Annotated in this window: 16 protein-coding genes; 8 read left to right on the plus strand and 8 right to left on the minus strand. The window is 68.8% G+C overall.

Annotation, left to right across the window (positions count from 1 at the left end; genetic code table 11):
• The 3 genes from Q7T84_RS00625 to sdhC all read right to left on the minus strand — a co-directional run.
• The coding region (locus Q7T84_RS00625) for an FAD-binding protein (protein ID WP_304805623.1) at positions 1 to 249 on the minus strand (249 nt) is incomplete at its 3' end.
• A gap of 4 nt (positions 250 to 253) precedes the next feature.
• On the minus strand, positions 254 to 646 hold the full coding sequence (sdhD, locus tag Q7T84_RS00630; RefSeq protein WP_304805624.1) for a succinate dehydrogenase, hydrophobic membrane anchor protein: 393 nt from the start codon (positions 644 to 646) through the stop codon (positions 254 to 256).
• Positions 646 to 1,044: a succinate dehydrogenase, cytochrome b556 subunit gene (gene sdhC, locus Q7T84_RS00635; RefSeq protein ID WP_304805625.1), complete on the minus strand. Its 399-nt coding sequence runs from the start codon at positions 1,042 to 1,044 to the stop codon at positions 646 to 648. Before sdhC ends, sdhD begins: the two co-directional genes overlap by 1 nt.
• Before the next feature lie 178 nt (positions 1,045 to 1,222).
• Between sdhC and Q7T84_RS00640 the strand changes: the two genes are divergently transcribed.
• Entirely contained in the window at positions 1,223 to 2,104 is an 882-nt protein-coding gene (locus Q7T84_RS00640; protein ID WP_304805626.1) for a LysR substrate-binding domain-containing protein, read from the plus strand.
• 16 nt (positions 2,105 to 2,120) lie between these two features.
• On the opposite strand, the gene Q7T84_RS00645 is transcribed toward Q7T84_RS00640, so the two are convergent.
• Positions 2,121 to 3,335 carry a PLP-dependent aminotransferase family protein gene (locus tag Q7T84_RS00645; protein WP_304805627.1) on the minus strand — a complete coding sequence of 405 codons (1,215 nt, stop codon included), beginning with the start codon at positions 3,333 to 3,335 and terminating at the stop codon, positions 2,121 to 2,123.
• A 223-nt stretch (positions 3,336 to 3,558) separates the two neighbouring features.
• Complete coding sequence (gene zapE, locus Q7T84_RS00650; RefSeq protein ID WP_304805628.1) at positions 3,559 to 4,674, minus strand: cell division protein ZapE; 1,116 nt, start codon at positions 4,672 to 4,674, stop codon at positions 3,559 to 3,561.
• Positions 4,675 to 4,780: 106 nt separating this feature from the next.
• On the opposite strand from zapE, the gene Q7T84_RS00655 reads away from it, so the two are divergent.
• Entirely contained in the window at positions 4,781 to 5,005 is a 225-nt protein-coding gene (locus Q7T84_RS00655) for a hypothetical protein (protein WP_304805629.1), read from the plus strand.
• Positions 5,006 to 5,062: 57 nt separating this feature from the next.
• On the opposite strand, the gene Q7T84_RS00660 is transcribed toward Q7T84_RS00655, so the two are convergent.
• The 3 genes from Q7T84_RS00660 to Q7T84_RS00670 all read right to left on the minus strand — a co-directional run bounded on the left by Q7T84_RS00660 (position 5,063) and on the right by Q7T84_RS00670 (position 7,693).
• On the minus strand, positions 5,063 to 5,413 hold the full coding sequence (locus Q7T84_RS00660; protein ID WP_304805630.1) for a hypothetical protein: 351 nt from the start codon (positions 5,411 to 5,413) through the stop codon (positions 5,063 to 5,065).
• A gap of 82 nt (positions 5,414 to 5,495) precedes the next feature.
• Entirely contained in the window at positions 5,496 to 6,137 is a 642-nt protein-coding gene (locus Q7T84_RS00665; RefSeq protein WP_304805631.1) for a hypothetical protein, read from the minus strand.
• Between the two features lie 44 nt (positions 6,138 to 6,181).
• Entirely contained in the window at positions 6,182 to 7,693 is a 1,512-nt protein-coding gene (locus Q7T84_RS00670; protein WP_304805632.1) for a CoA-acylating methylmalonate-semialdehyde dehydrogenase, read from the minus strand.
• 133 nt (positions 7,694 to 7,826) lie between these two features.
• Here Q7T84_RS00670 and Q7T84_RS00675 point away from each other — a divergent pair, with 133 nt between their 5' ends.
• The 6 genes from Q7T84_RS00675 to Q7T84_RS00700 form a co-directional block, all read left to right on the plus strand.
• On the plus strand, positions 7,827 to 8,705 hold the full coding sequence (locus tag Q7T84_RS00675) for a 1-acyl-sn-glycerol-3-phosphate acyltransferase (RefSeq protein WP_304805633.1): 879 nt from the start codon (positions 7,827 to 7,829) through the stop codon (positions 8,703 to 8,705).
• Positions 8,702 to 9,178 (plus strand): tRNA (adenosine(37)-N6)-threonylcarbamoyltransferase complex ATPase subunit type 1 TsaE, encoded by a 477-nt coding sequence (gene tsaE, locus Q7T84_RS00680; protein WP_304805634.1) that lies wholly within the window; start codon positions 8,702 to 8,704, stop codon positions 9,176 to 9,178. The genes Q7T84_RS00675 and tsaE overlap by 4 nt, the downstream gene beginning before the upstream one ends.
• Complete coding sequence (gene amgK, locus Q7T84_RS00685; protein ID WP_304805635.1) at positions 9,168 to 10,259, plus strand: N-acetylmuramate/N-acetylglucosamine kinase AmgK; 1,092 nt, start codon at positions 9,168 to 9,170, stop codon at positions 10,257 to 10,259. The genes tsaE and amgK overlap by 11 nt, the downstream gene beginning before the upstream one ends.
• Entirely contained in the window at positions 10,256 to 10,966 is a 711-nt protein-coding gene (locus Q7T84_RS00690) for a nucleotidyltransferase family protein (protein ID WP_304805636.1), read from the plus strand. Before amgK ends, Q7T84_RS00690 begins: the two co-directional genes overlap by 4 nt.
• The gene (gene addB, locus Q7T84_RS00695) at positions 10,963 to 13,959 is read left to right on the plus strand and encodes a double-strand break repair protein AddB (protein WP_304805637.1); all 2,997 of its coding nucleotides are present in this window, start codon (positions 10,963 to 10,965) and stop codon (positions 13,957 to 13,959) included. Before Q7T84_RS00690 ends, addB begins: the two co-directional genes overlap by 4 nt.
• Positions 13,956 to 14,475, plus strand: a 520-nt coding sequence (locus Q7T84_RS00700) for a UvrD-helicase domain-containing protein (protein ID WP_304805638.1), incomplete at its 3' end; no start/stop codon positions are given. The genes addB and Q7T84_RS00700, both read left to right, overlap by 4 nt.

Genomic DNA, 14,475 nt, shown 5'->3' on the forward strand with positions numbered 1-14,475 from the left:
GCCCAGCCAGTCCGACCCCTTGACGGTGTCGTACATGTGCCAGCGCCAGTCATCCTCGCCCATGTTGCCGAGCGAGGCCGAGATGCCGCCCTGGGCCGCGACGGTGTGCGAGCGGGTCGGGAAGACCTTGGAGAGGCAGGCGGTCTTCAGACCGGCCTGGGCGCAGCCGAGCGCGGCGCGCAGGCCCGAACCGCCCGCGCCAACGACGACGACGTCAAACTTGTGATCGATGAACTGATAGTTCGCCATGGGATTAGTAAGCGCCTCCCAGCGCGACCTTCAGAATGGAGAACACCGCCAGGGCGCCGACCAGCGCGCAGACGAACAGGTTGAGCAGCAGCAGGACCGTGCGGCTGAAAGTCTTGGTGATGTAGTCCTCGATCACCACCCGCAGGCCGCCATGCATGTGCATGAAGCCGACGATGACGAAGAGACCCATCAGCACCGGATTGACCATCGACGAGGTCAGCCAGGCCACCGCGCCGTAATAGTCGGTGGCGGCCAGGCGCAGCCCGGCGAACACGGCCCAGAGCACCAGCGGCACCAGGGCCACGGCGGTGACCCGCTCGGCGATCCAGGCGCCGACGCCATGCTTGGCCGAGCCAAGGCCGCGAGCGCGGCCCAGAGGTGTGCGATAGCTAGCCATCAGAGCGCTCCCGTCATGGCGGCGATGAACCAGACCGCGAGGGTGGCGGCGATGGCGAAGGCGATCACGGCGATCGAGCCCATGGTCGCGGTCTTCAAATTGTAGCCGGTTCCAGCGTCCCAGATGAGATGCTGAACGCCCTTGGCCAGGTGATAGAAGGTCGACAGCGTCAGGCCGAACAGGACGACCTTGCCGAGCGGTGAGCCCATGACCGCCTTGAAGGTCCCGTAGGCCTCAGGCCCGGCGGCGAGCGTGATCGCCCAGATCGCCAGGATCAGGCCCCCGCCATACAGCGCACAACCCGTGGCGCGGTGGAGGATCGAGGTGATCGCCGTCACATGCCACCGCCAGATGGTGGTGTGAGGTGAGAGCGGGCGTTCGCGGGGGGCGTCTGTCATGAGCGTTCCGAACTGGAAGAAGCGGCTCCGCTTTTAAGCCGCAGCCCTTAACTGTCAACGAAGGCGGGGCGGAAGAGCGCACAGAACACGCCCAGCCTTCGTCAATGCCGAAGTTCACCTCATTTTTCTTTTGTAGCAATGCGTCTTTCCCGTAAGCATCCTTCGCGGGAGACGAAGGATGCGCTTCGACCTGGTCGATCTGAGACTGTTCTGCGAGGTGGTGGACGCCGGCTCGATCACGCGCGGCGCCGAACGCAGCGCCCTGGCCCTCGCCGCCGCTTCGACGCGGATCCGCAATATGGAGGACGCGCTCGGCGCGCCTCTACTGGAGCGATCTCGCCAAGGCGTCACCCTGACCCCGGCCGGCCGCACCCTGCTCAAGCACGCCCGCACGATCCTCGCCCAGACGGCGCGGCTGCGCGAGGATCTGGGCGCCCACGCCGGCGGCCTGTCAGGCGAGGTGCGGCTGCTCGCCAACACCAACGCCCTGACCGAATTCCTACCAGAGGCTCTCAGCGCGTTCCTGGCCGGCCATCCCCATGTCAGCGTCAATCTCGAGGAGCGCCTGTCCGACGAGATCGTCGGCCTGGTGGCCGAAGGGGTCGGCGATGTCGGGATCGTCGCCGGCACCGTCGACATGGGCAGCCTGGAAACCTTCCCGTTCCGCTCCGACCGCTTCGTGGTGGTCAGCAGCGCGATCCATCCGCTGGCCCAACGCGCCTCTATGACCTTCGCCGACGTCCTCGGCTTTGATCTGGTGGGTCTGGACCGCGCCAGTTCGCTGCAGCGGTTCCTCTCGGCCAAGGCGGCGCGCGAAGGTCGGCCGCTACGGCTGCGCGTTCAGCTCCGCAGCTTCGACGCGGTCTGCCGGCTGGTGGAGTGCGGCGTCGGGGTCGGGATCGTGCCCGAAACCACCGCCCGGCGCGCAGCCCGCACCATGTCACTGGGCGTCGTCCAGCTCACCGACGACTGGGCCCGGCGGGAACTGACGATCTGCGTGCGCGACCTCGCCCAGCTCGCCCCCTATGCCCGCGAGCTGGTGAACAACCTTCGAAGCTAAGGGGCCGGTGCGCGGCCTAAGCTCCGCCCCTCGCCATCCGCGCCCAGTTGGAGCACGGATGGGCGAGCCGCGCCTCAACCACCCGCGCCAGGCGGCGCACGCCCTCGTCGATATCATCCGGACCGAGCAGCGAGTAACTGAGGCGCAGAGTGTTGGCCTGCGGCTCCACGGCGAAGAACGGCGCGCCGGGCACGAAGGCGACCCGCTCCTCCGCCAACGCCGCTTCCAGAAGGCGGGCGCCGTCGAGGCCCTCGGGAACCGTGAGCCAGACGAACATCCCACCCTGGGGCTTCGACCAGGTGACACCCATCGGCATGTGCCGGGCGAGCGCCGTCTGCATGGCCGAGGCGCGCTCGCGATAGTGACTGCGCAGGCGTTCCAGGTGAGCGTCATAGCCCTCGGCGACCACCCGCGCGGCGACCATCTGATTGATCGTCGAGACGTGCAGGTCGCAGCCTTGCTTGAGCAGCACAAGCTTGTCGATCACCGGCCGGGGTGCGCAGACCCAGCCCAGGCGCAGGGCGGGCGACAGCGTCTTGGAGAGGGTCCCGCAGTAGAGGGTCCGGGCGTTCTCGATCGAACCCGACCGCGCCACGTCCAGCGCCAGCAGCGACGGCTCGTTGGTCCCGGCGAAGCGCAATTCGCGATAGGCGGCGTCTTCGATCAGTACAAGGTCGTGGGTCGAGGCGCGGCCCAACACCGCCTCGCGTTCTTGACGCGTCATGGTGCGACCCGACGGGTTGGCGAAGTCCGGGACCAGATAAGCCAAACGCGCGCCGGCCGGGGCGTCCGCGTCCAGGTCGCCATAGGTCGGTTCATAGGCGTTGAACGCGCCGAGCGCGCCCATATAGGTCGGCCGCTCGGCTAGCACGCCGTCGCCCCGGGCCAGGAACAGCTTGCCGATCAGGTCCAACGCCTGCTGCGAGCCGGCGGTGATGACGATGTTGCCCTCGTCGCAGGGCACGCCGTCGGCGGTCATCCGCGCGGCGATCCAGCGGCGCAGTTCGGGCAGGCCCTCGCTCACCGAATACTGCAGCGCCTGGGCGCCGGCGTGCTGCAGCACATCATCGTAGGCCGCCTGAATGCGGTCGGCGGGAAATAGCTGCGGATCGGGAATCCCGCCCGCGAAGGACAGGATGTCAGGCTGATCCAGCAGCTTCAGCAACTCGCGGATCTCGGAGGCGCGCACATGCGTCATCCGTTCAGCGAAGCGGTCAGTCCAGGTGTTCATGGGAAGCTCCATCGAATGCGGATGGAGCAATGTCTGGCCAATCCATCCGCGAATTTGCGGGGATCGGCGGGGTGAGCAGCTAGCTGCGCACGACCTCGCGTCGCCCCGGAAGGGCGGCGGCTACTTTCAGAAGGAGGGCGGGACGCAGGCTCATAGCGGCGCGACCATAACGGCCGAGCGTACTGATGTCACGAGCGTCATTCGTGGCTCGGGACGGCGCGGCCTAGGGCCGCTCCTCCAGCCAGTCGGCCGAGCGCATCTCCTGTAGACGCGAGGCCGTACGCTCGAACTCGAAGGCGCCGTCGCCTTCCGGGTAGAGCGCGGTCGGCTCGGCCTCGGCCAGCACGATCAGCCGGGCATGCGCCTCATAGAGGGCGTCGATCAGGATCACGAATCGGCGGGCCTCCTCCCGCCGATTGGCGGTGAGCTTGGGCAGGTCCTGCAGGAACACCGTATGGAACCGCTCGGCGATGGCCACATAGTCGTTCGGCCCCAGCGCCACCGAGCACAGGCTGGCGAAGGTCGCCCGCACCATGCCGCCGGACGCATGCGGCAGGTGGACCTTGCGGCCGAGCACCTCCAGCGTCTCGCCGATCTCCTCCTCGCCCCCCAGCATGTCGCGCCAGAGGGCGTCGAAGCTGCGTTGATTGTCCAGGTCGTTAGGTGCGAACCAGGTGCCGGCCGCGCGCAGGCGGTCAAGCCGGTAGTCGTGCGGGCCGGCCACGCTCACCACCTCCACCTTGCTCTTCAGAAGGTCGATGAAGGGCAAGAACAGCTGGCGATTGATGCCGTCCTTATAGAGCTGGTCGGGCAGCCGGTTGGAGGTCGCCACCAGGGTGACCCCGCGCGTGAACAGCGCTTCGAACAGCCGCCCAAGGATCATGGCGTCGGCGATGTCGGTGACTTGGAACTCGTCAAAGCACAGCAGCCGCGCCTGCCCGGCCACCACGTCGGCCAGCGGCGGGATCGGGTCATCGCCCTTTGCTTGGCCAAACCTGGCCTTGCGCGCCGCCGCGTCGCCCCTGCGCCAGGCGTCGATCAGCCGATGAATCTCGCCCATGAAGACGTGGAAGTGGACGCGGCGCTTCTTCTCGACCGGCGCGGTGGCGAAGAACAGGTCCATCAGCATGGACTTCCCGCGCCCCACCGGCCCGATCAGATAGACGCCCCGCTGGCCCTCCGGCTTCTTGAAGAAGGCGGCGAAGCCGCTGGGCTCGGCGGCGACGAGGTCGCCCTCCAGACGCACCAGCGCCGCGAGCGCCGCGGCCTGGGCTGAATCGGGACGGATTTCGCCCTGCGCCAGGCGGGCGTCGTAGGCGGCTTGGAGTTGGGAGGCCATCGCTCCGGCCTAGCCCGCCGTCGTCGCCGCCTCAAGGGGGAGATGGACGGAACACTCTGCCCCGCTGGAGGGTTGAATCCGCCGTACCCCGAACAAGGAGACCGCCATGTCCGCGAGAGACCGCAGCGTCACGGAACCTGCCTCATTTGCGTCGCAGGATGATCTGGACCCCGCCGTCGTCGACCTCGATGGAGTCGAGGAACTGGAGGCAGAAAGTAGTCGCCAGGGTATCGGCCGGCGCGCCGATCGCGCCCCCGCCGACCGCGAGCACGGCCTGAAAACCCGCGCCCGCAACAAGGAAATCAACAGCGGCCGCCCCTTCGCCGGCTGACCCAGGCGCCCGCCGGCGGATGCTTTCCTGCTGAGGGAGCTCCCCGCCGCCGGGTGCTCAATTGAGCGTAGGCCGCATCAATTCGGCCGCTTTTTTGATACACACGTTCACGTAGGTGTTCTTTTCCTCGAGCGTGAGCTCGGTCAGAACGCGATCGACATCCTGTTTGGTCGCCTTTGGATCAACCTTGGTCAGGCGTCCGAGATAGAAGCCAAGCGCCATGGCCATGGCGCCGACCACCTGCGGGACCGGCGGCTGCGACGCACCGGCCCCTGCGAGACCAATGCCCATCAATCCAACACAGCCAAGCTCGCCCTCCGTCGTGCCGAACTCCGGTACGGCGGCCGACACGCCGGCGGGCTGGAAGCACAAGATCAGGGCGGCGGCGGCGGCCTTGAGCTTTTCCATATGAGCCACTCTCCGTGGACCCCGGCGCGAACTCGCGTGACGCCGTCCAACGAAGTAACGCGGCGGCGCGCCGACTAGGTCCCTACCCCTTCACGCCCAGTTCGCGGCGCACGAAGCGGTAGGTCTCGCGCCGTTCGCAGGCGCAGCCGCGCATCTTGCCGTCGGCCGTCCACCAGATCAGGGTCGGGTAGGCGAAATTGATGCCGTTGGCTTTCAACAGCGGCGTCAAGTCGGCAGCCATCTTGCGGCCGGCCTCCACCACCGCCGTCCGAGCCATGTCGCCATCGGCGGGCGAAATTCCCGGCGCCGTCCAGGACTCGGCCGGAACCGACTCCCAACGCTCCATCAAGGGCCACGAACGGTTGAGCCACAGTTCGGCGACGGTGGAGCGTTCGGCCGGCGTTGATTTCGCGACGCCATTGTGGTCGGCCCTGGCGATCTCGATCACCCGGGTGTCGACATTGGCCGCGTGCAGCAGCGGGAACTCCTCGGCCTTGAACCGCACGCAGTCCGGGCAGGTCCGGAACGAGACCATATAGAGCTTGGGTCCCGTCTTGCCGGGCGAGACCCATCCGGACGTCTCCAGGATCTTGGTGATCTCTTCCTGGTGCTTGGTGATGGTCTTGGGCTGCCAGCGTAGCTGGTAGTTCCAGTAGGCCCACCCGCCGACGCCCACGAGCGCGACGCCCAAGGCCACGATCGCCCATAGCTGGAAACGCTTCATCTAAACCCCACTGATCGGCCCCGCGAACGCCTAGCCTAGAGGCCTCACTTCATGGTGGGAATGACGAAGGCGCTCTCATCGCTCATGCCCTCGGGCCAGCGGGCGGTGATGGTCTTGACCTTGGTGTAGAAGCGCACGCCCTCCAGGCCGTGCTGATTGACGTCGCCGAAGGCCGAACGCTTCCAGCCGCCGAACGAGTGATAGGCCACCGGCACCGGAATCGGGACGTTGATCCCAACCATGCCGACCTGGACGCGACTAGCGAACTCACGGGCCGCGCGGCCATTGCGGGTGAAGATCGCCACCCCATTGCCGTATTGGTGCGCGCTCGGCAGGGCCAAGGCTTCCTCGAAGGTCTCGGCCCGGACGATCTGCAGCACCGGCCCGAAGATCTCTTCCTGGTAAGTCCGCATCCCGGCCTTCACCTGATCGAACAGGCTAGGACCGATGAAGAAGCCCTTTTCGAAGCCCTGCAGCGAGAAGCCGCGGCCATCGACCACCAGCTCCGCGCCCTCGTCGACGCCGAGTTGGATGTAGTCGGAAATCTTCTGGCGGTGCGCCGCCGAGATCACCGGACCGTACTGGGCGGCGGCGTCGGTGGAGACGCCGACCTTCAAGGTCTCAAGCTCGGCCAGGACCCGTTCGCGGATGGCGTCGGCGGTCTTGGCGCCGACCGGCACCACCACCGGCAGGGCCATGCAGCGCTCGCCGGCCGAGCCATAGGCCGCGCCGACCAGGTCCTTCACCGTCTGGTCGAGATCGGCGTCCGGCAGAACGATGCCGTGGTTCTTGGCGCCGCCCATGGCCTGGACGCGTTTCCCGTGCGCCGTTCCGGTCTGGTAGACGTAGTGGGCGATGTCGGAGGAGCCGACGAAACTGACCGCGGCGATGTCCGGGTGGGTCAGGATGGCGTCGACCGCGACCTTGTCGCCATGCACCACGTTGAGCACGCCCTTCAGGTCGATGCCAAGGTTCGCTCCGGCCTCCATGAACAGTTCGGCCAGCCGCACCGGCAGGGTCGGGTCCTTCTCCGAGGGCTTCAGGATGAAGGTGTTGCCAACCGCGACGGCGATCCCGAACATCCACATTGGAATCATGCCCGGGAAGTTGAACGGGGTGATGCCCGCCGCCACGCCCAGCGGTTGACGCATTGAATAGACGTCGATGCCTGGGCCGGCCCCCTCGGTATATTCGCCCTTCAGCACATGCGGGATGCCACAGGCGAACTCGATCACCTCCAGCCCGCGCTGGATATCGCCCTTGGAGTCGGCGACCACCTTGCCGTGCTCGGACGACAGAAGTTCGGCCAGTTCGTCCATCCGCGCCTCGACCAGGCGCTTGAACTCGAACATCACCCGCGCGCGGCGCTGAGGATTGGTCGCCGCCCAGGCCGACTGGGCCGCCAGAGCCGCCTGCACCGCGCCGTCCACCTCGGCCGCCGTGGCCAGGGCGACTTTTGCCTGAACCTCTCCGGTGTTGGGGTTGAAAACGTCGCCGAAGCGGCCCGAGACGCCAGCAACCGCCACGCCTGAGATGAAATGTTGGATGTCGCGCATACCGACGTTCTATGCCTTCCCAAAGCGCCTGGGTAGACCCAACGCCACGTCAAGCCAGCACAGTTCGCACACGGACATCGCCAGCCAAGCACCCTTGCCCTCGACGCGGGGCGCGGCGCATTCTGGCGTGACTATGACGAGCGTCGCATCCACCGCTTCGGCCCTGCCTGCGCAAAGCGCCTATCACGACCATATCGTTGATGTGCTGATCGCCGAGCGGGCGCCCAAGCTGTCGGGCAGCCCGGCCTGGCCCATGATCCGCCCGCTGGCCTACCGGATGCTGGACTATCGCAAGGCGCGCGCGATGGCCGAGGCGATCGGCCCGCTCTCCGGCGGCGCGGCGCTGGACTATGTGTCCGACATGCTCAGCGTGAAAGTGGCCGCCTCCGGCCTGGAGCGCGTGCCGAAAACTGGGCGGGTCATCTTCGTCTGCAACCATCCGACCGGCATCGCCGACGGCATCGCGGTGTTCGACGCCCTGAAGGCGGCGCGGCCCGACGTCTGCTTCTACGCCAACTCCGACGCCCACCGGGTCGTCCCGCGCTTCGACGAGGTGCTGATCCCGGTCGAGTGGGTGGAGGAAAAACGCACCCGCGACCGCACGCGCCTGACCCTGCAGCTTACGCGGGAGGCCATGGAGGCCGAGCGCGCCCTGGTGATCTTCCCATCTGGCCGGCTGGCGCGGCGCGGCGCGGACGGAGTGCTGGCCGATCCCCCTTGGATGACCAGCGCCCTCTCCATCGCCCGCAAGTACGAGGCGACTGTCGTACCGATGCACCTGACCGGACCCTGGTCGACGCTGTTCCATTTCTTCAACCGCTTCTCCCAGGAGCTGCGGGACATCACCCTCTTCCACGAACTGCTCAACAAGGGCGGTCGAGAGTTTTCGCTGACCATCGGCCAGCCTATAGCTCCCGACGCGCTGGACCCCGACGCCAACGCCGCCACCCTGGCGCTCAAGGCCTATGTGGAGACCATCTTGCCCCGACATCCCGACCGGCCGTTCACATGATCGCCCCCGCCGAAGGCGAATTTCGGCTCGATGACGAAGCCGCCACGGCGCGACTGGGCGCGGCCCTGGCCGCCGAGCTGAAGGCTGGCGAGGCGATCTGCCTGACGGGACCGCTGGGCGCGGGGAAATCGACCCTGGCCCGCGCCCTGATCCGCGCCCTGACCACGCCCACCGAAGACGTGCCGAGCCCCACCTTCACCCTGGTGCAGTTCTATGAGGGCGCGCGGCTGAAGGTCGCCCATTTCGACCTCTATCGCCTGACCTCCGCCGACGAGGCCTATGAGATCGGGCTGGACGAGGCGCTAGAGGACGGGGCGGCGGTGATCGAATGGCCCGAGCGGCTTGACGGCCACCTTCCTCTCGACCGACTCGATATAGAGATCGCCATCGATCTGGCCCCGGATGGCGGGGAGGCGCGGCGCGCCCGGCTGACGCCGGCTGGCGCCTGGGAAGGACGCGGGCTTGAGTTATGATCGTGAGGGCCGCAAGGCCGAGTTTCTGAAGGCCGCCGGCTTCGGCGACGCCCGCCGCGAACCGCTGGCCGGCGACGCCTCGACGCGCGCCTATCAGCGCCTGCATCAGCCGAACGGTTCGGTGGCGATCTTCATGGATCAGGCGCCAGCCCTAGAAACCACCGTCTGCCCGCCCGGCGCCACCGACGCGGAGCGGATGGCCATGGGCTACAACGCCGCCGCGCGCCTGGCCGCCGGCTCGGTCGCCGCCTTCGTCGCCACCGCCGCCTTCCTGCGCGAGCGAGGCCTGTCGGCGCCGGCCATCCTGGCCCATGACGTCGAACATGGCTTGGCCGTTCTGGAAGACCTGGGCGACGGCCTGTTCGCCACCTTGATCGCGCAGGGCCAGGCCGAGACCCCGCTCTACGAAGCCGCCGTCGACGTTCAGATCGCCCTGCAGGCCGCGCCGCCGCCGGAAGTCCTGACCACCGATGGCGCAAGCTGGCCGCTGCTGACCTATGACGCCCTGGCCCTGAAGGTCGGGACCGACACCTTCCTTGAATGGTGGCCGAAGTTCAGCGGTCTGCCTGCCCTGGACGCCCCGGCCGTCGCCGAGTGGGACGCGCTGTGGGCGCCGATCTTCGCTCGCGGCGAGGCGGGGGCCAGCGTCTTCACCCACCGCGACTTCCACGCCCAGAACCTGCTGTGGTTGCCGCAGCGCGACGGCGTCGCCCGCGTCGGTCTGCTGGACTTCCAGGACGCCCTACGCGCGCACCCGGCCTGGGACCTGACCCATCTGCTGCAAGACGCCCGCCGCGACGTCTCGCCGGAGTTGGAGGCCGCGATGCTTGACCGCTTCCTCGCGGCCCAGCCAAGCCTGGAGCGCGAGACCTTCATCGCCGACTACCGCGCCCTCGCGGCCTCCAACGCCGCCCGCATCCTGGGCCGCGTCTTCGCCCGCCAGGCCCTGCTGGGCCGGACTCAGTACGAAGAGTTCATGCCGCGCACCTGGCGCTATCTCGAACGCAACCTCGCCGATCCGCAGCTGGTCGGGCTGCAAAGCTGGTTCGACCGTCACATCCCGCAAAGCGCCCGCCGATGAGCCAGATCAAGACCGCCATGGTGCTGGCCGCCGGCATCGGATCGCGGATGCGCCCGCTGACCGACGACCGCCCCAAGGCCCTGGTCGAGGTCGCCGGCCGCACCCTGATCGACCGGGTGCTGGATCGTCTGGTCGAGGCCGGGATCGAGACCGCCGTCGTCAATGTCCACCACTTCGCCGACCAGATGGAGACCCATCTAGCGAAGCGTACAGACCTCAAGATCCTGATCTCCGACGAGCGCGACGAATTGCTGGACTCCGGCGGCGGCATCAAGCGAGCGCGCGCCATGCTCGGCGACGACCCGATCCTGGTCGCCAACATCGACTCGCTGTGGATCGAGGGCGAGACCCCGGCGCTGGAAACCCTGAAGGCGGCCTGGAATCCCGAGATCATGGATCTCTGCCTGCTGCTGGTGCGGCGCGGCCATGGAATCGGGTTCGAGGGACCGCGCGGGTTCTTCATGGACGAGGCCGGCCGAGTCACCCACTCAGCCGAGCCCGAACCGCCGACGCCGTTCGCCAATGTCGGCTTCCAGATCCTTAAGCCGCAGCTGGTCGATGACCAGCCGGACGGGCCGTTTTCGATCCTGCCGGTCTGGTGGAAACTGTCGGAACAAGGCCGCCTGTTCGGCGCCGTCATGGACGGCTTCTGGATGCATGTGGGGGATCCCGCTGCCCGGGAGGCGACGGAAGCGAAGCTGCGGTGAGCAGCCTCTTCACCAGCTCCGCACCGCGCTGGTTCAGCATCCCGGCGCATCGCCCCTTCGTGCAGGACCTGGCACAGGGCCTCTACGACGCGCTGGCGCCGCTGGGTCCCGAGGCGCTGTCCCAAGCGGTGATCCTGACCCCGACCCGGCGCGGCGCCCGCTCGCTGGCTGACGCCTTCATCGCCGCCGCCGGAGGCGCGGCCGTGCTGCCGCCGCAAATCCGGCCGCTGGGCGACCTGGACGAGGGTGAGCCGCCGTTCGAACCCGGCGATCTCGCCGTCGACCTGCCCGCCGCCATCGCCCCCCTGCAACGCCGCTTCGAACTGACCCGGCTGGTCAAGGAGAACGAGCGCGCGTTGGGCCGCGACCTCGACGCCTCGGCGGCGCTGGAATTGGCCGACGCCCTGGGCGGCTTCCTCGACAGCCTGCAGATCGAGGAGGTCCCCGGCGACGGACTCGCCGACCTGGTGAGCGCCGACCTGGCCGAGCACTGGCAAGTCAGCCGCCACTTCCTGGAAACCGCGCTGAACGAGTGGCCCAAGCGGCTGGCGGCCATGGGGCTGGTGGACACCACTCGCCGCCGCGTCGCGCTGCTGCGACGGCTAGCCGAGACCTGGACCGAGACCCCGCCGCAAGGCGTGCTGATCGCCGCCGGCTCCACCGGCACCGCCCCGGCCACCGCTGACCTGCTGCGGGTGATCGCCCAGGCGCCGCAGGGCGCGGTGGTGCTGCCCGGCCTCGACGACAGCCTGGCCGCCGAGGCCTGGGACGAGGTTGGCGAGCAGCATCCGCAGGGCGCGATGAAGCGCCTGCTGACCCGCGCCGGCATCACCCGCACCGAGGTCATGCCCTGGCCCGCCTCCCACAGCTTCGACTCCCGTGGCCGTTGGCGCCGCCGGGTGATCAACGAAGCCCTGCGGCCCGCCGAACGCACCGCCGACTGGCTGACCGTGATCGAGAACCTCCGCGCCGAGGGCCAGACCGAGGGCGTCGACCCCATCGCCGAGGGCCTGGCCGGCCTTAGCGTCATCACCGCTCGCGCCGAGGAAGAGGCCGCGACCATCGCCGCCCTGCTGCTGCGCGAGGCCCTGGAAACCCCCGGCAAGACCGCCGCCCTGGTCGCCCCCGACCAGACCCTGGCCCGTCGCGTCGCCGCCAAGCTCGCCCGCTGGGGCGTGGGCGCCGACTCCTCGGCGGGCCTGGCGCTGTCGGGCTGTCCTGGCGGCGCGCTGGCCGGACTGGTCGCCAAGGCCGCCGTCGATCCGCTGGATCCCATTGTGCTGCTGGCGATCCTCAAGCACCCGTTCACGCGCCTTCGCCTCGATCCCGAGACCCTGGAAGCGCGCCGGATCGCGCTTGAGCTCGAAGGCCTGCGCGGCCCGCGCAAGACCACGTGGGAAGCGCTCGAAGCCCAGCTTCGCCGCAAGGGCGCGGACGAGGCGTTGCTGCTTGTCGCCGACCTTCGCGCCGTGCTCGCTCGCCTTGAGATCGAGGCCGAGACCCAGCCTCCAGCGCAGGCCGCGCGCCGGCTGACCGAGACCCTGGAAGCGCTCGCCACCGATCCCCTGGGCGACACCGGCGATCTCTGGGCCGGACATGGCGGCGAGACGCTGGGCCGGCTGCTGGCGGGCTTGATCGACGAATCCCACGGCCTGCCGGAAACCACCCCGCGCGGCTTCGCCGACCTGCTGTCGCGCCTGATGTCGGGCGAGTCGGTGCGCACCGGCGGCTCGACCCATCCGCGCCTACGGATCCTGGGGGCCATCGAGGCCCGCCTGACTCGCGCCGACCGGCTGATCGTCGCGGGCTTGGAAGAAGGCACCTGGCCGCAGGGCGCGCCGCTGGACCCGTTCCTGTCGCGGCCGATGCGCGCCAAGCTCGGCCTGCCGCCGCCCGAGCGCCGCGTAGGCCTCGCCGCCCACGACTTCGCTCAGGCGGCCTGCGCGCCTGAGGTGATCCTGCTGCACTCCGAACGCCGCGAAGGCGGGCCGGCGGTGAAGTCACGCTGGCTGTGGCGGCTGGAAACCTTGGCGCGCGGCGCCGGCATGATCCTGCCCGGCCGCCCCGAGGTCATCGATTGGGCCCGCGGCCTCGACGCCGCCGGCGGCTACGCGCCGGCCAAGCGCCCCGCGCCCAACCCGCCGATCGCCGATCGGCCCCGCGTGATGGCGGTGACCCGCATCGAAGCCCTGACCCGCGATCCCTACGCCGTCTGGGCGCGCGACATCCTCAAGCTCTACCCGTTGGAGCGGCCGGATGAGGCGGTCGAGGCCCGGGCGCGGGGCACGGCGATCCACAAGGCCTTCGAACGGCTGGCTGAAGACCATCCCGATGAGCTGCCGCCCGACGCCGCGGCGATCTTCGAAGGGCTCTACGTCGCCGAACTGGAAGCCGCCGGCATGCCGCACGAGGCCCTGGCGCGGGAGACCGCTCTGGCCAAGGAGGCCGCCGCCTGGGTCGCCGACCTGGAGCGCCGACGCCGCGCCGACGGCCGAACCGTCCATGTCGAGCTGAAGGGCGAAATGACCATCGAGGCGCCCGCCGGCCCCTTCACCGTCAACGCCCGCGCCGACCGCATCGAGATCGACCCGCAGGGGTTTGGCCACATACTGGACTACAAGACCGGCAAGGCCCCCTCGAAGAAGGTGGTGGAGACCGGATTCTCGCCGCAGCTCACCCTCACGGCGGCGATCCTCCAATCCGGCGGCTTCCCGACGCTGGGCCATCCCGAGCCCGGCGAGCTGACCTATCTGGAAATCACGGGGCGCAAGCCGGCTGGCCGCGAGGAGGTCCGCGCCATGCCCGGCGACGAGAGCGCCCTGGCCGCCGCCAACGCTTATGAGGGCTTGGTCAAGCTGATCAGCCAGTTCGACCACGGCCGGCCCTACACATCGCGGACCGCTCCGCAGTTCGTGAAGCAGTACATGAGCGACTACGACCACCTGGCCCGCGTCTTCGAGTGGTCGACCAGCGGCGAGGAGGACGGCGAATGAGTCCAGATCCTCAAAGACTGGCCGCCGATCCCGGCCTTTCGGCCTTCGTCACCGCCAACGCCGGCTCGGGGAAGACCAAGACCCTGATCGACCGGGTCGCGCGCCTGCTGCTGGCCGGGGCCCAGCCCGAGACCATTCTCTGCGTGACCTACACCAAGGCGGCCGCCGCCGAGATGCAGCGGCGCCTGTTCCTGCTGCTAGGCGACTGGTCGGTCTGCGACGATATCAGCCTGCGCGAGGCCCTGGCCAAGCTGGAGGGTACGACCCCGGACGCCTACGACCACCGGGGCCTGTCGAAGGCCCGCGCCCTGTTCGCCAGCGCCCTGGAAACTCCTGGCGGCCTGAAGATCCAGACCATCCACGCCTTCTGCGAAAAGCTGCTGCGGCGGTTTCCGCTGGAGGCCGGCGTCTCACCTGGCTTCCGGGTGATGGACGACGCCGCCTCGGCCGCCATCGCCGACGCCGCCCGCAAGGCCGTGGCGCGGCATGCGCTGAAGGGCGAGGGCCTCGTGGCCG

The sequence above is a fragment of the Phenylobacterium sp. genome (genome assembly GCF_030654915.1).
Taxonomy (GTDB): domain Bacteria; phylum Pseudomonadota; class Alphaproteobacteria; order Caulobacterales; family Caulobacteraceae; genus Phenylobacterium.